Origin of the sequence: Bacillus sp. NPDC094106, from assembly GCF_044764345.1 — a bacterium.
In the GTDB taxonomy this organism is placed as follows: Bacteria; Bacillota; Bacilli; order Bacillales; family Bacillaceae_G; genus Bacillus_A.
The window spans coordinates 49,692-68,811 of sequence record NZ_JBIWHY010000014.1; the positions used below are offsets into that span (position 1 = coordinate 49,692).

The window sequence follows — 19,120 nt, forward strand, 5'->3', positions numbered from 1 at the left end:
CAAACCCCTTTCTTTTTAGGGGTGGGAGAGAGAGTCCGATCATGCGTAGAAGTGGTCAGGGCCTTTTTGAGCCCCATGCCATGTAAAAACAAAAGTAGAAAGTAAGAGAAGGTCAGTTTTTGTGTCCATAGCCGTAATTAGGATTCGGTGGTCATAACGCAGTATTAGTATTTAAAAAATATCAATAATATAGTGTAGTGAGAGGGTGTTATGTAAAACACCCTCTTTATTTATAAATCAAACCCCTTTCTTTTTAGGGTGGGAGAGAGCGTCCGATCATGCGTAGAAGCGGTCAGGGCCTTTTTGAGCCCCATGCCATGTAAAAACAAAAGTAGAAAGTAAGAGAAGGTTAGTTTTTGTGTCCGTAGCCGTAATTAGGATTCGGTGGTCATAACGCAGTATTAGTATTTAAAAAATATCAATAATATAGTGTAGTGAGAGGGTGTTATGTAAAACCCCTTCTTTATTTATAAATCAAACCCCTTTCTTTTTAGGGGTGGGAGAGAGGGTCCGTCCATGCATAGAAGCGGTCAGGGCCTTTTTGAGCCCCATGCCATGTAAAAACAAAAGTAGAAAGTAAGAGAAGGTTAGTTTTTGTGTCCGTAGCCGTAATTAGGAAGGATTCGGTAGTTATAACGCAGTATTAGTATTTAAAAAATATCAATAGTATCGTGTAGTGAAAGGGTGTTTTGGATGGAAGAGAGAGTCCGATCATGCGTAGAAGTGGTTGACCTTTTTCATGAGGTTGGGATATAAAGAAAAAGAAAATGTTGGAAAGGAAGTGAAACCCACATGGTGAACGCATTACATACCTTTTGGGAGGACTCTGACGAGTTCGTAAACCCAAATCCAGTTACAGATGAAATGATTCGGATTGCAGAAGAAAAATTAGGTTATAAATTACCTGATTCCTATATTTGCTTAATCAAATCGCAAAACGGTGGTACGCCTGTACATAATTGTTTTCCTACTACCGTACCTACCTCTTGGGCTGAGGATCATATTTACGTAGCAGGGTTCTATGGCATTGGTGGAGAGCATGGGATTGATACGGAGGGAATTTACATGATAGAGGAATTTGAATATCCATCTTCTTGTATATACGTAGGAGAATCGCCTACAGCTGGACACGATGCTGTTTTGTTAGACTATAACGAGTGCGGAAAACAAGGCGAACCAAGAGTAATTCATGTGAATGTAGAAAATTATCAAGATCCAATCATTACATTCTTAGCGGACGATTTCCAAACTTTTTTAGAAGGGTTACTCCCGTACTCTCATTTTGACAAGGATTAAATGTTAGATTGTCGACAAACAGGCCCTTTTGTGAGGTGCCTGTTTGTATGAACAAAAACCAAATTATAATTCTCACATCCGCCATTTCCTCTCAGTTTAACAGTGCTTCAACAGAAGTTCCCTTCCGCAAGCACATGCAGGAAAGATGAAGTTGTGCAATTAGAAACAAATCAAAGCCAATCAAAAGTTTCACTTCATCATTTCGCGTTCGCTCCTTTTCTTGCATATGTATAGAAGAGAGGGGAGAGGTGAAGATGGGGATTATTCAAACGGCAGATTGGCTACATTTGTATTATGGACGTCCAGAAAAACTTTGTGAGAAGTTTACAAAATACATTCCATTGCCAAAAGAGAGACTGTATCGATTTTTAGTTTCTAAAGGTATGTATCGTCCGGTAAGAGAAGGGGAAAAGGAGATTGGACAGTTAGAGGAAAAGCAGATTTGGAAAGAGTTAGCTAAAGAGTATGAAGAGCTAAGAAAATGGTTAAAAGGCCCAGATGTCCCTGTCTTTATTTTATTATCAGATTCATATAATCGAACTGTGCAAGAGGAGTATAACGGAAAAGCTGGTTTAACGATGCGTCATGTTATTTTTTTATTTGTATGCGGCAAAAATTCAGTGAAGGAATTAAAAGCGTTGCTGACGCATGAATATCATCATATATGTCGGTTACATCAAATTGAAAATAGGGAAAAGGACTATACATTATTAGATACAATGATTATGGAGGGATTAGCGGAGCAGGCTGTGACTGAAAGGCATACAGAAGAAGAATGCGCACCTTGGACGTTATACTTTACAAAAGAAGAAGCACGATATTATTGGGAGAAGATTGTAAAAGATAGAGTAGATATGAAGAGAGGAACGAGGGAACATGATTGTTTACTAACTGGGATGCACAAGTACCCAAAGATGCTTGGGTATGCAATTGGATTTCATATTGTAAAAGAGTGTGTAGAACTTGAACGAGAAAATACACTTTCCTTATTATCTATAGATGCAAAGCGCATATTAAATAAGGCTAATACATTTATTCCGCATTAGCGGGCAGTTTATTAGGCAAATTTCGAATACTGAATTAAAAACTTGGCGCTGCCAAGTTTTTTTTATGGTGAAAATGGAAGTAAGGTGCGGTGAAGAAATAATAAGTAGAATATATTTCCTTCAATGGAATAAATTTTACAAAAAATGAACATAATGAAATGTACAAACAGTAGTGAAGTGAGGGGTAGAAAATGTTATATCTGCATGATGTATGGGTAAATTGGTTTGAAGGTGAAGAAAATGGGTATAACGTTTGTCATTTTTACGAATGGCGGAAGGATGATACGATTGAGTTATTAGATCAAGTGCCATTATTAAAAGTAGATTCCACATTATATCATTACATCGAGAACGAATTATTGGAGCTTCCGCAAAAGTTATTGGAAGACGTACATCATAAGGCGTATATTCGTAAAAATCATGAACGTTTGCAACAAGAGTACTGTTTTGTTGTTACAGATGGAAAAGGAATTATTGCAGTAGATTCAATTGGCTACAATGTACCAATTCGAAAAAGTAGACTTATACCGCGTCAAGAACAGATGGTATATGAGATGGTAGAGAATGTTCAGGCAGAAACGTATGAGTTTCAAGTAGAAGAAATTCAAAAAGAGCATCACATTTTATCGCCATCACCTTATATCATGAATGGTTTAACACGTAAAGAAAGACAATTAAAGCAATTGTTATTTATGGCGTTAGATCAACTACATACAACGAAAAATCCAGCTGAAATTCGCTATTGGTATACAGAGTGGGATCCATCAGCTTATGGAACAGTTCAACATATGAATTTTGAAGCCGTTTGGGAGCGTCTTTATGAAGAAGCAAAATATGGCTGGTCAGAAAAGCATGAACAGCTATGTGAACGCCTTGTAAAAGGACAACCATTTTTTGAGAAACTATGGGAAATGGAAAATGAGCAAAAGGTAAATTAAAAAGCAGCAAAAAAACTGCACCCCAATTGTTAGATACAGTCTAACAATTGGAGGTGCAGTTTTTTGTGTAATCCAGCTCCGGCAGCAAGAATAATCGATGGCTTCGCGCCTTCCTGCGAGGCAAAAATCGCCTCTACGTCAGGAGCTCCATCCCCCTCACATTCTGAGCAAGCCGCCTCCGCTTTTTATATAATCCAGCTCCAGCGGCAAGAATGATCGGTGGCTTCGCGCCTTCCTGCGAGGCAAAAATCGCCTCTACGTCAGGAGCTCCATCCCCCTCACATTCTGAGCGAGCCGCTTCCGCTTTTTAATATTATCTACGTTTTCTGCTTAATCCCATTGCATTTTCTACTTTACGTAGTTGTTTTATTGCAACTCGGTTTGCTTTTTCAGCACCTTTGTCTAGAATTTCATCTAATTCTGGAGAGTTGATTAGTTCGTTATATTTTTCTTGGATTGGACGAATTGCTTCTACAACGATTTTCGCTAAATCGCCTTTAAAGTCACCGTATCCTTTTCCTTCATAATAAGTTTCTAGTTCTTCGATTGTTTTGCCTGTGAATGAAGAATAGATCGTTAATAGGTTGGAAATACCAGGCTTATTTTCTTTATCGTATTTTACGATACCATCAGAATCAGTTACTGCACTTTTAATTTTCTTTTCAATTGTTTTAGGATCATCAAGCATGCTAATCATTGATTTTGGATTTGGATCAGATTTACTCATTTTTTTCGTAGGTTCTGTTAATGACATAACACGTGCCCCTACTTTTGGAATACGAATTTCCGGAATTGTGAAAATTTCACGGAAACGTTTATTGAAACGCTCTGCTAAATCACGTGTTAATTCCATATGTTGTTTTTGGTCGTCACCAACCGGAACGATTTCAGTGTTATAAAGTAAGATATCAGCAGCCATTAACGGTGGATACGTAAGTAAACCTGCTGGAACAGACTCTCTGCCTGATGATTTATCTTTGTATTGTGTCATTCGTTCTAATTCTCCGACATATGCGATAGATTGCATAATCCATCCTAGCTGAGCGTGTGCTGGTACTTCTGATTGCACAAATAAAGTTGATTTTTCAGGGTCAATACCACAAGCGACATATAGTGCAGCAAGGCTGCGGATATTTTTACGAAGTTGTACAGAATCCTGAGGCATTGTAATAGCATGTTGATTGACAATGCAGAAATAACAATCATGTTCGTTTTGTAGTTCTGTAAATTGCTTCATAGCTCCCAAATAGTTTCCAAGTGTAATTGTTCCACTTGGTTGAATACCAGAAAAGATAACTGACATAAGTAATTCCTCCTTAAATTTTAGGTATGTATTGTTGAAGGGTGGGGGAAGTAGATCAATACGAGCCGCTTCCTCTTTCTGACGTAATCCAGCTCCAGCGGCAAGAATGATCGGTGGCTTCGCGCCTTCCTGCGAGGCAAAGAACGCCTCTATGTCAGGAGCTCCATCCCCCTCACATTCTGAACGATCCGCTTCCGCTTTCTAACACAAAAAAGCCCAATCATCCCAAATGATATAGGGACGAATGGACCGCGGTACCACCCTAATTATTTCACGGCTGTGAAATCTCTTGTATCCATTATAACGCTGGATATAACGCCAAAGCCTACTCCTCAGTTGTTTCGGTTTGGTGCTCAAAAGCCCATTCCATATTGTACAATTACTTGTTCACACCAACCACAAGCTCTCTGAAATTGCTGCAATATGTACTCTTCTTTCTCATCGCATGCATATGAAATTATTATAACGTAACTCTTGCTATTTAAGAGTTAAAGCTATTTATATAAATTCATTTTTATTTTTCGACATCTAAATCCTTGCTATGCAGAATAAAAAGTAACCTACACTCATTTGCTCTTTCTGTTTTTACTTCGCATGTGGCAGAAAAAGGTCCTGACCGCTTCTATACATGGCTAGATGCTCTCTCCCACCTAAAAAGAGGGGGGATGTCGTTTTTTAATTGATGTATATAATAGCAAAATGTTTTGCAAATTATTATATCATATGAAAGATTGTTTGCAAACTACATCAAAATAGTAAAGCTAATGATTGTCGAGAGGGCTCCAAGTAAGACACCTGTAATACAAATAGGATATGTCCATGTGAATGAATATGTTTTATAGATTCGTTCTTTTTTATCAACAGGATCTTCCTCTTCAATTAGAGATTCAATTTTTTTATTTGTTCCAAACACTTTTTGGAAGGCATATATCGTTACGTTGAAAAATCCACTTTGAAATAAGAATAAAAAACCGCCTAAGAGAATACACAATAATGCGATATAAAACGAAATATTGACAAAATTCAACAAAAAGTGAGATGAAAATAAAAAAGCACCAATACTAGAAGCAAGTATTGCAAATAAAATGAGTATGCAGGTATGAAAAAAAAGTCTATTCAAAATCTTCCCCTCCGTCAAAATGCTACTGGAATTATTATACTATAAAAGTTATAATGAGTACTAGAAGTAATTATTTGAAAATTATACGCAATTGTGTATTTTATTTCAATATGATGGTATCAATGTTAAGTTATGTCTTTACAGAAAAATAAAAAAATTAACATTTCATTAAAAATTTTAACAAAAAAATAAAAAATGATATTCACAATCGTCATATTATATGTATAATGAAAATTGTAGAAACTTGGAGATTATTCTTTCAATTCTATATTTTAATAAGTGGGGTACAGGAATTGCAATTAGGGGAGGGAGGACAATATGAGATTGTTTTCGGTGTTTAGGGTCCGGATTATCTAGATCCAATTTCATATGTGGATATGTCTGTTACGAATGGTACACAAAACAGGATATTCGAATCCGACAAAAAGAACATGCTTACTTTACTTGGCAAAAGATACTGTGAAAGATATTATCCCGATTAATTACGGTGGTAAACTGAATTATAAGCTTGCATCTGTTGAACAAAAATAATTTTTATTCCATCGTTTACAAGGGTATATGCCTCTGATGGGCATATACTCTTAATTTTAAAAAAAATAAAAGTAAGAATATTTTAAACTATCTTGTTGCTTTTGAAAAAATGGGGAGGTGCTTGACTATGGGACGTTATGTATTCAAACGTTTCGTGTACATGATTGTAACATTATTTTTAATTACTACATTAACATTCTTTCTAATGAAATTACTGCCGGGTTCTCCACTTAAAAACCAAGAGAAATTATCACCACAGCAAAGGGAACTCATTTTAGAAAAATATGGTTTAAATGATCCGGTACCAGTTCAGTATGCACGTTATTTAGGAAACTTAGTAAAAGGTGATTTAGGAGTATCATTCCAATATGATAACCGTCCAGTAACAGATATGATTGTCGAGCGTATTGGGCCGTCAGCACAGCTTGGCTTTCAGGCAATTGTTCTAGGTACATTTATAGGGTTAATCTTAGGGATTATCGCCGCACTTCGTAATAATACATGGGTCGATTATGGAGCAACGATTATTTCCGTACTCGGAATGTCGGTACCATCCTTCGTATTTGCGGCACTGTTACAATATTTCGTAGGTGTAAAACTTGGCTGGTTCCCAGTTGCATTCTGGAAGGGACCTGAATTTACGGTTCTGCCTACTATCGCCTTATCAATGGCGGTTATCGCAACAATCGCGCGTTTTGCTCGTGCAGAATTAATTGAAGTTATGCAGGCTGATTATATTTTAACAGCAAAAGCAAAAGGGATTAGTCAAGGCGTTATCATTGTGAAACACGCACTTCGTAACGCACTTATTCCGGTTGTTACAATTTTAGGACCAATGGTTGCAGCGTTAATTACAGGGACACTTGTTATTGAACAAATTTTTGCTGTACCTGGACTTGGGGAGCAATTCGTTAAATCGATAACATTAAATGACTATACAGTTATTATGGGAACAACAATTTTCTATAGTGCAATCTTTATTTTAGTCATCTTTATTGTGGATATTTTATACGGAATTATTGATCCTCGTATTCGTCTAGCGGGAGGGAAAAAATGATGAAAGATGTACAAAAATTATCTCCAGATTTATTTCAGCCAGCCAATCAAAGCAATGTTGATAATGAAGTCATTGCCCGTCCAAGCTTAACTTTTTGGCAAGATGTAAGAAGACGTTTGTTCCAGCATAAAGGGGCAATGTTTGGTCTTGTATTACTGATTATTATTACACTTATGGCAATTTTTGGGCCGATGGTAAGTAAACATTCCTATAAAGAACAAGACTTAGGTCGTGCAAAAATGCCACCAAAAATTCCAGTGATCGAAAATATTCATTGGTTACCGTTTGATGGTAAAGATCAATATGGTGTTGACCAATATGCAAAACGTGATATTAAAGAGTATTTCTGGTTTGGTACAGATGATCTTGGACGTGATTTATGGACAAGAACATGGGAAGGAACACGCGTATCATTATATATCGCCCTGTTAGCGGCAGCGATTGATTTAGTAATTGGGGTTGCATATGGAGGTATTTCAGCGTTCTATGGTGGACGAGTAGATAATATTATGCAGCGTATCATGGAAATTATCAATGGTATTCCGTATTTGATTATCGTTATTTTGATGGTAATTATTATGGGTTCAGGTATTTGGTCAATTACACTTGCGATGGCAATTACAGGTTGGATTGGCATGTCACGGATTGTGCGGGGACAAATTTTAAAACTGAAAAATCAAGAATATGTATTAGCATCTCGTACATTAGGCGCAACAAACACACAATTAATTATGAAGCACTTAATTCCAAACGTAATGGGACCAATTATTGTTATGACAATGTTTACAATTCCTACAGCGGTGTTTGGTGAAGCGTTCTTAAGTTTCATTGGACTTGGTATTCAGCCGCCATTTGCATCGCTTGGTTCTCTTGTAAATGATGGATATAAATCAATTCAAACATATCCACATATGATGTTCATCCCTGCGATTGTTATCAGTATGTTAATTTTAGCATTTAACTTAATGGCAGATGGATTACGCGATGCGTTAGATCCAAAAATGCGTAAGTAAAAGAGGAGGGAGAAGTAAAAATGAAAACATTGTTAGAGGTAAAAGATTTACAAGTCTCCTTTGATACACATGCTGGTCAAGTGCAAGCTGTTCGTGGAGTTACTTTTGATTTGAAAAAAGGAGAAACATTAGCGATTGTAGGAGAATCTGGTTCTGGGAAATCTGTTACATCGAAAGCACTAATGGGATTAATCCCTACTCCTCCAGGACGCATTAAGAATGGAGAAATTATATTTGACGGTCGTGATTTAACAAAGTTAACGGAAAAAGAGATGCAACAAGTTCGTGGGAAAGAAATCGCGATGATTTTCCAAGATCCGATGACATCATTAAATCCAACGATGACAATTGGTAATCAAGTCATGGAAGGTCTTATTAAGCACCAAGGAATGGGTAAAGCAGATGCACGTAAAGTTGCTTTAGAGTTAATCGATCTTGTTGGAATTCCGAATCCAGAAGCGCGTTTAAAGCAATATCCACACCAATTTTCCGGTGGTATGAGACAGCGTGTTGTTATTGCGATGGCACTAGCTTGTAATCCAAAATTATTGATTGCCGATGAGCCAACGACGGCACTTGACGTTACAATTCAGGCACAAATTTTGGAATTAATGAAGGATATTCAGCAGAAAACGGAAGCGGCAATTATTTTCATTACGCATGACTTAGGTGTAGTAGCGAATGTGGCAGATCGAGTTGCTGTTATGTATGCTGGTAAAGTTGTTGAAATTGGAACGGTTGATGAAATTTTCTACAATCCAAAACATCCGTATACATGGGGATTAATCGCATCTATGCCAAGTTTAGATGGTTCAGAGGAAGAGTTATATGCAATTCCTGGAACACCTCCAGATTTATTGAAACCGCCAAAAGGGGATGCTTTTGCACCACGTAACCCGCAGGCGTTAAAAATTGATTTTGAAATGGAACCACCATTGTTTAAAGTAAGTGATACACATTATGCGGCAACATGGTTACTTCATGAGCAAGCACCGGAAGTGAAACCGCCAGAAGTCGTTCAAAAACGAATTCTTCAGATGAAAGCAGGTGAACAACATGACTAATCAACGTGAAAAATTAATTGAAGTAAAAAATGTGAAGCAGCACTTCAACGTGAGTGGTGGTGTTGTAAAAGCGGTCAATGATATTTCATTTGATATTTACCGCGGTGAAACATTTGGGCTTGTAGGAGAATCTGGTTGCGGAAAATCGACAACGGGAAGAACGATTATTCGCTTATACGATGCAACTGCTGGTGAAGTATTGTTCGATGGTGAAAACGTACATGGTAAAAAATCACGAGCACAATTAAAGAAATTTAACCGTAAAATGCAAATGATTTTCCAAGATCCATATGCGTCATTAAACCCACGTATGACAGTTGGGGATATTATTGCAGAAGGTATTGATATTCACGGGTTAGCAAAAAATAAAAAAGAACGTATGGACCGTGTTCATGAATTACTGAATACAGTTGGATTAAATAAAGAACACGCAAACCGTTTCCCGCATGAATTCTCTGGTGGACAACGTCAACGTATTGGGATTGCTCGTGCGCTAGCTGTAGAACCTGAATTTATCATTGCGGATGAGCCAATTTCTGCGCTGGACGTATCGATTCAGGCGCAAGTTGTAAACTTATTGAAAAAGTTGCAAAAAGAAAAAGGATTAACATATTTATTCATTGCCCATGATTTATCAATGGTAAAATACATTAGTGATCGCATTGGTGTTATGTATCGTGGTCAAATTGTTGAATTAACGAGCAGTGATGAATTATATGAGAATCCAATTCATCCATATACAAAATCATTATTATCAGCGATTCCGCTTCCTGATCCAGACTATGAGCGCAATCGTAAACGTATTGTGTATGATCCATCTCAGCATCAATATGGAAATGAAGTGCCAACGATGCGAGAAATTCGTCCTGGACATTTTGTTTTATGCTCAGAAGCAGAATACAAGAAATATAAAGAAATCTATCAATAATAGAAAAAGCGGCCTGAGAGGTCGCTTCTTTTTTATGTAAATACAAATTAGAAAACTGATATAAACCCTTTCTTTTTGGATGGAAGAGAGGATCGGCCCATGTCAGGTGAAAACAAAAGGAGAAAACGAGAGGAGATCCGCTTTTGTTTTCACGGCTGTGATTTGTATGCTAGAAAATCAAAATAAATTTATAAAGGTAGTGTATATGATTTATATTAAGCTTGAACCGGTGCGGACTCTTCAGAAGTCTCAGGTTTAACAAGAGCGTAATTTTCCCATGCTCTGCTTTTCCAGCGGAAGAACATAATAATTGCACGCGTCCACTCATCGATGGCAATAGCTAGCCAAATACCAGGCAATCCCATGTGTAAATAAAACACAAAAAAGTAGCCGAGCGGTAAACTCATAAGTACCATCGAGAATGCTCCAATTAAGACAGGGTATTTTGCATCACCTGCTGCACGGAGTGAATTGATGATGACAATATTCATCGTTCGTCCCGTTTCTAACATAATGCTTAATAAAAGAACGGTTGCTCCTAGAGCGATGATATGAGGATTATCTGTAAATAATTCCATTAACTGAATGCGAAATGTTATGACAAGAATGACCATACATAACGTAACACCGATAGCCCACTTTACACTTTTCCACACGCGTATATAGGCCTCATCTTTTTCATTTCCGCCAACTAAACGACCAACGATAATGGCTGTTCCCATTCCAATAGCGATCGCAAATAAATACGTAAACATCGAAATATTTGTGGCATATTGTCTTGCTGCTAATGACTCTGCACCTAAGTATGTTGCGTAGTATAGGAAGACAATTTGACATGCCTGGTACATAACTTGCTCAAATGCAGAGGGAATACCGATTTTTAAAATTTTCCCTATATATTCTTTTGATAAGGTAAAGTAGTATGCTAATTTTACGCGGTATTCCATGACGCGATAGAGTAGCCAGAAGAAAACAATGAGTGCGATAAATCGACTGAATGCAGAGGAAATAGCAGCCCCTTGCACACCGAGTTCAGGCATGCCGAACTTTCCGAAAATAAGCATATAGTTTCCTGCGATATGAAGAAGATTCATTCCTAATGAAATGAACATCGCTTGTTTTGTAAATCCATGAACACGAATAATAGCAGCTAGTGAATTGATAATAGCTTGAAGAAAGATTGCTCCCCCGACAATCGATAAATAATTTTGTGCGTAAGTTAAGACATCGCCTTGTAAATTCATTTCCGCCATCATATTTTTTGAAAATAAAAGAAAAATGGTACTTATAATAAGGCCGACTCCTAAATTTAAGGTAACTGCTAATACTGATATTTTTGACGCTTCCATGTATCGTTTGGAACCGAGATACTGAGATACAACAATTGCGGCACCATTTCCGATTACTTCTAGCACTAATATTGCAATGTGGAGATATTGATTCGCTGCGCCAACACCTGATACCGCATCATCTGATAATGCGCTCAGCATAAAAGTGTCAGCGATCCCCATTAACATAAAAAGAAAAACTTCTAAAAAAATAGGCCATGTTAAGAAGAATAAATTTAACTTTTCTTCTTTCCTGTTTTGTGAATGAATGGCTGTCATCCCATCCCCCTCTTTACCAACATCATTTTTAAGCAAAGTGTATCTTATCATACTTTATGAACACTTGCATTCATTTTGTAGCGCAGATCATAAAGTATTTGTAAAGAAAACATAATGGAATTTTTTCTATATAAGTACAAATTGAAAAATCGACATAAAACCTTTCTTGTTAGGTGGGAGAGAGAATCCGGCCATGCATGGAAGAGGACAGGTCTTTTTCCTGCCCAATGATAAGTGAAAACAAAGGGAGAAAATAAGTAGCAGTCACCTTGTGTTCTTCATAGCCGCGACTTATATGCTGGGAAATCAAAATGGATATATATATAGTGTGTGACATGTAAATTTGACAGGAAGCCTATAGATTACATTTGAAGAGAGAAAGAAAAAGTATAATTATCCAAAAGATATTATAGAATATAACAGTTGTTATATTCTGATAATTTATATTTTTGTAAAAATGGTCAATTTATGCATTTTACACAAGTGAAAAGGCGATATAAAGCGTTTGAAAAAAATGAGATGTTAACAGAAAATTTTAATAAGATAGAAAAAGAAATATACAAAAAACACATTTATGTGTATAATATGAATTATTAGAAGATATATACATTTCTTTTTGTTTGGAAATGAAAGGGCTAACATTTTTTAGGGGGATGGAAGGATGAAGAAAAAGGTACCAGTTTTTGTAGCATCAACATTAGCAATGAGCATGTTATTAGGGGCATGTAGCTATCAAAAAGACGAATCGCAAGCGAAAGCAAAAGGGGAAAGCGGTAAAAGTAATGCGAAACAAGTATTAAATTTAGTTGAAACACAAGAAATTCCAACGATGGATCCAGCATTATCAGCTGAGTCGGTTTCTTCAAGAGTCATGAATAATACGATGGAAGGATTATATCGTCTTGGAAAAGATGATAAATTAGTTCCGGGAGTAGCGAAGGAATATAAGAAATCAGAAGATGGTAAGAAGTATACTTTTAAGTTACGTGAAGATGCAAAATGGTCAAATGGTGACCCTGTGACAGCGAAGGATTTTGAGTATGCATGGAAAAGAGCGATCAATCCTGATACAGCTGCAAAATCAGCATACATGATGTACGATATCAAAAATGCAGAGAAAATTAATAAGAAAGAGATGGCACCAGATCAATTGGGTGTAAAAGCGATTGACGACTATACGTTAGAAGTAGAATTAGATAATTCTATCCCGTATTTTGTAGATTTAATGGTGTATCCATTATTTTACCCTGTAAATGAAAAATATGTAAAAGAGCAAGGGAACAAGTTTGGATTAGAATCAAATACAACACTTTACAATGGACCATTCGTACTTAGTGAGTGGAAACACGAGAGAAACTTCCAGATTAAAAAGAATCCATCATATTGGGATAATAAAGTAGTGAAGCTGGAAGAAGTGAACTTCAATATTGTAAAAGATACAGCTACTCCAATTAATTTATATGAAACAAAAGCGGTCGATCGTGCAACTTTATTAGCAGAATTTATCGATAAATATAAAGAGAAACCAGATTTTATAACATTAGAAGAAACAACAGTATTTTTCCTTCGTTTAAATGAAAAGGATCCAGCGTTAGCAAATAAAAATATTCGTAAGGCAATTTCACTTGGTTTTGAACGCAAACCACTTGTCGATACACTTTTAAATAATGGATCTACTCCAGCAACTGGATTGATTCCAGGTAAATTTATGATCGGTCCTGATAAAAAAGATTTCCGAGTTGAAAACGGAGATCTTGTGAAACCGAACATAAAAGAAGCGAAAAAATATTGGGAAGCTGGAAAAAAAGAACTTGGTAAAAATGAAATTGAGTTAGAATTATTAAATGAAGACGTAGAATTATCTAAAAAGACAGGTGAGTATTTAAAAGGCGAGCTAGAAAAGAACTTACCAGGTTTAACAGTGAAAATTAAACAACAGCCATTTGCGCAAAAATTAAAATTAGAAGATGCAGGTGACTATGTGATGTCATTCTCAGGATGGGGCGCAGATTTCCCAGATCCAATTACATACCTTGATATGTTTGTAACAGGTGGCGCACAAAATAAAATGGGATATTCCAATCCGAAATATGATGAAATTATTATGAAAGCGAAGAAAGATGGTAGCGATGTAAATGCACGTTGGAAAAGCTTACTCGAAGCGGAGAAAATGTTGCTTGACGATGCGGCAATTGCTCCAGTATATCAACGTGGTAGAGCATACTTACAAAGAGAATCAATTAAAGATTTATACTTCCATAAATACGGTGGCGATTTAAGCTTTAAATGGACATCTGTAGGGGAATAATGCAAAAAGAAGCAGGTGATTGCCTGCTTCTTTTTAATACGTACGCTTTTTATAAATTCCTTTACCTCCAACTTGTTTCCAACCAGATTGTATGTCGGAGCTTCTATTAACAAACTTCATTTTTTCTTTCCCGCCAAAGAGTTTTTCACCGATGCTATTTGTAATGACGCCAATGAATGCTGTAATCCCGATGACAAGGATCGCCACAATTGCAAAATCAATAAAAAAAGCAATCATATGTAAATTCCCCCTTTGCCTGTCTGTATTTTTATTGTATGAGAAAAAAGTAAAAAAAGAAAGAAATATCAGAAAAATATTCATTTTGACTAGAAATATGCTAGACAGTAATCATGAGATTTGATAGAATGAACAAGAACAAATGTTCTTCTTTTGTATATCTCCAAGTCTTACATTTTACCATCATTTTACCGAAAAAAGGTAAGGAAATGTTAGCTTTCAAACAGGTAAGTTTTCTTGTAAATAGGAAGGAAATCAATTTCTAAAAAGGTTAAAAAACGCTTTGACAGCACATATCAAGGACTAGAGAATTCGTTTCTTTGCATGTGTAAATCGAATGTAAGTATGCTAAGAATCGGCTTGAATTTGAAGAGGGATTTTCTAATTAGGAAGGAAATTTACTGTATATTTCTTGGTAAATCTATTGTATAATGGCTATAGAAGTTACTTATTTAAAGTAATTGTTGTTTATTAAAAATTGCTTATTCAGTTGTTGCTTACATGTAAAGCTATTTTTTATTTTCTTGTAAGACAAGTTATAGTGGAGAATTGCTGGAACATAGAAATTTAAACTGTAATTAGTACAGAATTTGTACTCTTTAAGGAGAGTGAGTCTTGTATGGTAACACTATATAGTTCTCCAAGTTGTACGTCTTGTAGAAAGGCGAAATTATGGCTAGAGGAAAATCATATTCCCTATACAGAACGTAATATTTTCTCAGATCCATTAACGATCGAGGAAATTAAAGAAATTTTACGCATGACAGAAAGCGGAACGGATGAGATTATTTCTACTCGTTCGAAAGTTTTCCAAGAATTAAATGTTAACTTAGAATCTTTACCACTTCAAGATTTATATAAGATGATTCGTGACTATCCAGGCATTTTACGTCGTCCTATTATGATTGATGAAAAACGCCTTCAAGTTGGTTATAATGAAGACGAAATTCGTCGCTTCTTACCACGTACAGTAAGAACATTTCAACTACGTGAAGCACAGCGTCTTGTAAATTAATAATAAAGTTATGTATGCGAAAACCTTCTACTATCATAATAAGTAGAAGGTTTTCGCATAATTTCAGTTATATATATCCATTTTGATTTTCCAACATATAAGTCACGGCTATGAAGAACAAAAAGTGACCTGCGCTCGTTCTCTCTCTTTGTTTTAACTTGGCGTGGGGCATGAAGAGGGTCTGACCGCTTCAATGCATGGCTGGATGCTCTTTCCTACTTAAAAAGAAAGGGTTTATGTTGGTTCTTCAATTTGTATTTATATACTACATGTATCAATGGTTCATATTACGCAGTTTTACATGTTGAACAATAAAGCCGATACATAATACTGTAAAAATGAAGAGGAAGGGAATACTTGCTGTAAAGGTAGGGTTATGATTGAAAAAAGGTGCAAGTCTCGTTTCATGCGTAATCATTTTTCCTGCTGTGTAAGCTAAAATTGCACCTCCGCAATAAATGAGAAAAGGGAATCGTTCCATAAATAATAGAACGAGTTTGCTGCCCCAAATAATAATGGGGATGGAAATTAATAAGCCAGTAATTACGAGTGGAATATTTCCATGAGCTGCTCCAGCAATTGCAAGGACATTATCAAAACCCATAACGAGATCGGCAAATACGATTGTACGCACTGCTTGAAATAATGTTGTTTTTGCTTGAATAGAAGAAAGGTCATTGTTATTATCGGTCAGTAAATTTACAGCAATCAGTGTAAGCAAGATGCCTCCGATAAGTTGCAAAAATGGTATATCGAGCAAATAGACGGCAAGTATTGTGAGCAGAATTCGCAGTACAATTGCTAAACTAGTACCAATAAGGATGGCCTGATTTCGTTTAGATTCGGGTAGATTACGACTGGCAAGTGCGATGACAATTGCATTATCACCACCTAATACAACATCGATACCGACAATCATTAGTATAGATGTCAAAAAATCTAACTCCATTATTTTGCCTCCATTTATTCTGTTTTAATAAACGATTATGTATGGGAAGAAAAAGTTTGATCAGCTTTATCCCGCTATTTTTGAATAGTAAGCGCTACTACTGGAAACTTTACTGTATTACATTGTACGGTGTGATAGGTAAATGTATGTCCAATTTTTTGTTAATGGAGGGTGGATGTAATAGGTTTAGTTTAATATAAATATGGGCGAGTGACTGTTTTTATAAAATAAAACGATTTTATTTCCATTCTGGAGAATCTTATCATAAAATGAAAGTACAAGAATCTATTGATTTGTCATATGAGTGGGGAATCCCTTCATAACAATTCTAAGCAGGAAGGGAGAGTTGTATTTTGGATATTGAAAGAATTAATGATCATACGATGAAGTTTTTTATTACGTACGTTGATATAGAGGATAGAGGGTTTAATCGTGAAGAGATCTGGTATAATCGCGAACGAAGTGAACAATTATTTTGGGAAATGATGGATGAAGCGCGCGATCATGATGATTTCTTTATTGATGGACCATTGTGGATTCAAGTGCAGGCACTTGATAAAGGACTTGAAGTACTTGTAACGAAAGCACAGCTTTCAAAAGATGGACAAAAATTAGAATTACCAATAGGTCTAGATAAAATTATCGATATTCCTCTAGACGAGCATATTGAATCTTTGTTTCAACAAGAATTAGAGGAAGAAGTGGGGACAAACTTTAACGAAGATGGAACATTTGGCTTTTTAATTAAATTCGATGATTTTGAAGATGTTATTTCATTAAGCCATCGTCTTATCTTTGAAGATATAAAAGATGAATTATATTCGTTTGAAGACCGCTATTATGTATATGTTGAATTTGATGAAGTGCTACATGATGAAGAAGAAATTGACCGTGTTTTAAGTATTATTTTAGAATATGGGGAAGAATCTACTTTAACGGTTCACCGTGTAAGTGAGTACGGTAAACAGATTGTTAAAGAACATGCACTTGAGACGATTCGCAGTCATTTTCCTTCTAAAACGTAGGCCGATTTCTATAGTATGAAATCGGCTTTTTATATGATGGGCATATTAAGGGATAGAAAAGCTTTGTAGGTAAGGGGGGCAGAGATGAAAAATACGTTAAAGCTACTTTTCTTCTTTTTAGGATTATTTGCAGTGTTTGTTTCGCTACGCATGGTTATTGATGTAGCATTTTATTCGGATGTAATAGGCATAAGAAACATTTCATTTTTAGGTATTTTAAGTATTCTGTTTACTGTTTCTGCATTTTTAATTGGTTGTGTTATTTTCTTGGAAAATCGAAATCCATCTAAAACATTGACATGGTTAATTGTGTTAGGGATTTTTCCTGTATTTGGATTTTTTGCTTATTTATTATTTGGACAAAACTTTCGCAGGAAACGAATGTTTCAAAAGAAGGCGCTTTTGGATGAACAAGCTTTCTTGCAGTACAAGGGGCATGAGGATTATCAGGAACGCATCTTGCAAAACCATAAACACCAGGAGTTATTATTTCGTTTAGCTGATCGACTTGGAGCATTAAATATTTCGTTTCAAACTGAAACAAAAGTGTTAACAAATGGGGATGAAACGTTTCGAATGATTTTGAATGGGTTGAAAAAGGCAAAGCATCATATTCATATGGAATATTATATTGTACGTGATGATAAGCTTGGAACAAAAATTAAAGATATTTTAATTCAAAAGGCTAAGGAAGGCGTTATTGTCCGTTTTTTATATGATGCTGTTGGGAGTTTTAAGCTTTCAAACGCTTATATCGATGAATTAAATGATGCTGGTGTAGAGATGATTCCGTTTTTTCCAGTACGTTTTCCAATCTTAAATGATAAAATTAATTATCGGAATCACCGAAAAATCGTTGTTATTGATGGAAATGAAGGATTTGTAGGTGGGCTAAATATTGGTGATGAATATTTAGGAAAAAATAAATATTTTGGATTTTGGCGAGATACGCATTTATATTTACGAGGTGAAGCAGTACAAAGTTTACAATTAATTTTCGTACAAGATTGGTTTTATATGACGGGTGAGGCTGTGTTAGCACCTGAATATTTACGAGTAAAGCCAGTAGAAGGGGATCAGTGGGGCGGTGTGCAACTTGTTGCAGGTGGACCAGATAATAAATGGGAAACAATTAAACATCTTTACTTTACAATGATTGCTTCTGCGAGAAAATCAATTTGGATTGCTACGCCTTATTTCATTCCAGATGATGATATTTTATCTGCATTAAAAGTGGCAGCTCTTGCGGGCATTGATGTTCGTTTATTAATGCCTAGTAAACCTGATAAACGAACTGTCTTTTATGCATCGAGATCCTATTTTCCAGAGTTATTAGATGCAGGTGCAAAGATATATGAATATGAAAAAGGCTTTCTGCATAGTAAAATCGTAATTGTCGATTCTGATTTAGCATCGATTGGGACAGCGAATATGGATATGAGAAGTTTTCATTTGAATTTCGAAGTGAATGCCTTTTTATATGATACAAATAGTATTCGGAAACTTGTTAAAGATTTCGAAGATGATTTACAAGTATCAAGTGAAATTCATGTGGATCGCTTTCATAAAAGGCGCCTTCATAGACGGATTGTTGAATCAACATACCGCTTATTGTCACCTTTATTATAGAAAAAAGGATGCTTTCACAAAAGCATCCTTTTTTTGCGTGGAAAGGAATTTGCA

General features: G+C 35.9%; 17 protein-coding genes and 1 other annotated feature. Of the genes, 12 read left to right on the forward strand and 5 right to left on the reverse strand.

Annotation, left to right across the window (positions count from 1 at the left end):
- Window positions 1–792: 792 nt before the first annotated feature.
- The 3 genes from ACIQ7L_RS19565 to ACIQ7L_RS19575 all read left to right on the forward strand — a co-directional run bounded on the left by ACIQ7L_RS19565 (window position 793) and on the right by ACIQ7L_RS19575 (window position 3,280).
- Window positions 793–1,296, forward strand: a complete 504-nt coding sequence (locus ACIQ7L_RS19565) for an SMI1/KNR4 family protein (RefSeq protein ID WP_400571091.1) — start codon at window positions 793–795, stop codon at window positions 1,294–1,296.
- A 254-nt stretch (window positions 1,297–1,550) separates the two neighbouring features.
- Complete coding sequence (locus ACIQ7L_RS19570; protein ID WP_400571092.1) at window positions 1,551–2,342, forward strand: DUF2268 domain-containing putative Zn-dependent protease; 792 nt, start codon at window positions 1,551–1,553, stop codon at window positions 2,340–2,342.
- Between the two features lie 191 nt (window positions 2,343–2,533).
- Window positions 2,534–3,280 (forward strand): YjbA family protein, encoded by a 747-nt coding sequence (locus tag ACIQ7L_RS19575; protein WP_400571093.1) that lies wholly within the window; start codon window positions 2,534–2,536, stop codon window positions 3,278–3,280.
- A 313-nt stretch (window positions 3,281–3,593) separates the two neighbouring features.
- Here the strand turns inward: ACIQ7L_RS19575 and trpS are convergent, their stop codons facing one another.
- Entirely contained in the window at window positions 3,594–4,583 is a 990-nt protein-coding gene (gene trpS / locus ACIQ7L_RS19580) for a tryptophan--tRNA ligase (RefSeq protein WP_400571094.1), read from the reverse strand.
- Window positions 4,584–4,816: 233 nt separating this feature from the next.
- Window positions 4,817–5,034 (reverse strand) — a binding site (T-box leader).
- A gap of 291 nt (window positions 5,035–5,325) precedes the next feature.
- Window positions 5,326–5,703, reverse strand: coding sequence for a DUF3899 domain-containing protein (locus tag ACIQ7L_RS19585; protein WP_400571095.1), 378 nt, complete (start codon window positions 5,701–5,703; stop codon window positions 5,326–5,328).
- Between the two features lie 390 nt (window positions 5,704–6,093).
- Here ACIQ7L_RS19585 and ACIQ7L_RS19590 point away from each other — a divergent pair, with 390 nt between their 5' ends.
- The 5 genes from ACIQ7L_RS19590 (at window position 6,094) to ACIQ7L_RS19610 (ending at window position 10,296) form a co-directional block, all read left to right on the forward strand.
- Entirely contained in the window at window positions 6,094–6,234 is a 141-nt protein-coding gene (locus tag ACIQ7L_RS19590) for a hypothetical protein (RefSeq protein WP_400571183.1), read from the forward strand.
- 127 nt (window positions 6,235–6,361) lie between these two features.
- The gene (gene opp3b / locus ACIQ7L_RS19595; protein WP_400571096.1) at window positions 6,362–7,291 is read left to right on the forward strand and encodes an oligopeptide ABC transporter permease; all 930 of its coding nucleotides are present in this window, start codon (window positions 6,362–6,364) and stop codon (window positions 7,289–7,291) included.
- On the forward strand, window positions 7,288–8,304 hold the full coding sequence (gene opp3C / locus ACIQ7L_RS19600) for an oligopeptide ABC transporter permease (protein WP_400571097.1): 1,017 nt from the start codon (window positions 7,288–7,290) through the stop codon (window positions 8,302–8,304). Before opp3b ends, opp3C begins: the two co-directional genes overlap by 4 nt.
- Before the next feature lie 20 nt (window positions 8,305–8,324).
- Window positions 8,325–9,368: an ABC transporter ATP-binding protein gene (locus ACIQ7L_RS19605; protein WP_400571098.1), complete on the forward strand. Its 1,044-nt coding sequence runs from the start codon at window positions 8,325–8,327 to the stop codon at window positions 9,366–9,368.
- Entirely contained in the window at window positions 9,361–10,296 is a 936-nt protein-coding gene (locus tag ACIQ7L_RS19610; RefSeq protein ID WP_400571099.1) for an ABC transporter ATP-binding protein, read from the forward strand. Before ACIQ7L_RS19605 ends, ACIQ7L_RS19610 begins: the two co-directional genes overlap by 8 nt.
- A gap of 215 nt (window positions 10,297–10,511) precedes the next feature.
- Here ACIQ7L_RS19610 and ACIQ7L_RS19615 read toward each other — a convergent pair whose 3' ends face one another.
- Window positions 10,512–11,954 carry an MATE family efflux transporter gene (locus tag ACIQ7L_RS19615; RefSeq protein ID WP_400571100.1) on the reverse strand — a complete coding sequence of 481 codons (1,443 nt, stop codon included), beginning with the start codon at window positions 11,952–11,954 and terminating at the stop codon, window positions 10,512–10,514.
- Between the two features lie 610 nt (window positions 11,955–12,564).
- On the opposite strand from ACIQ7L_RS19615, the gene ACIQ7L_RS19620 reads away from it, so the two are divergent.
- On the forward strand, window positions 12,565–14,211 hold the full coding sequence (locus ACIQ7L_RS19620; protein WP_400571101.1) for a peptide ABC transporter substrate-binding protein: 1,647 nt from the start codon (window positions 12,565–12,567) through the stop codon (window positions 14,209–14,211).
- 33 nt (window positions 14,212–14,244) lie between these two features.
- On the opposite strand, the gene ACIQ7L_RS19625 is transcribed toward ACIQ7L_RS19620, so the two are convergent.
- Window positions 14,245–14,448 (reverse strand): hypothetical protein, encoded by a 204-nt coding sequence (locus tag ACIQ7L_RS19625; RefSeq protein WP_400571102.1) that lies wholly within the window; start codon window positions 14,446–14,448, stop codon window positions 14,245–14,247.
- A 619-nt stretch (window positions 14,449–15,067) separates the two neighbouring features.
- Here ACIQ7L_RS19625 and spx point away from each other — a divergent pair.
- A complete protein-coding gene (spx, locus tag ACIQ7L_RS19630) occupies window positions 15,068–15,463 on the forward strand; it encodes a transcriptional regulator Spx (protein WP_000258267.1) in 396 nt (131 codons plus the stop codon).
- A 274-nt stretch (window positions 15,464–15,737) separates the two neighbouring features.
- On the opposite strand, the gene ACIQ7L_RS19635 is transcribed toward spx, so the two are convergent.
- Window positions 15,738–16,412, reverse strand: a complete 675-nt coding sequence (locus ACIQ7L_RS19635) for a TerC family protein (RefSeq protein WP_400571103.1) — start codon at window positions 16,410–16,412, stop codon at window positions 15,738–15,740.
- A 353-nt stretch (window positions 16,413–16,765) separates the two neighbouring features.
- On the opposite strand from ACIQ7L_RS19635, the gene mecA reads away from it, so the two are divergent.
- Together mecA and cls are read left to right on the forward strand one after the other, a co-directional pair.
- A complete protein-coding gene (gene mecA, locus ACIQ7L_RS19640; RefSeq protein WP_400571104.1) occupies window positions 16,766–17,437 on the forward strand; it encodes an adaptor protein MecA in 672 nt (223 codons plus the stop codon).
- Window positions 17,438–17,521: 84 nt separating this feature from the next.
- Window positions 17,522–19,066: a cardiolipin synthase gene (gene cls, locus ACIQ7L_RS19645; RefSeq protein ID WP_400571105.1), complete on the forward strand. Its 1,545-nt coding sequence runs from the start codon at window positions 17,522–17,524 to the stop codon at window positions 19,064–19,066.
- The last annotated feature ends 54 nt before the right edge of the window (window positions 19,067–19,120 follow it).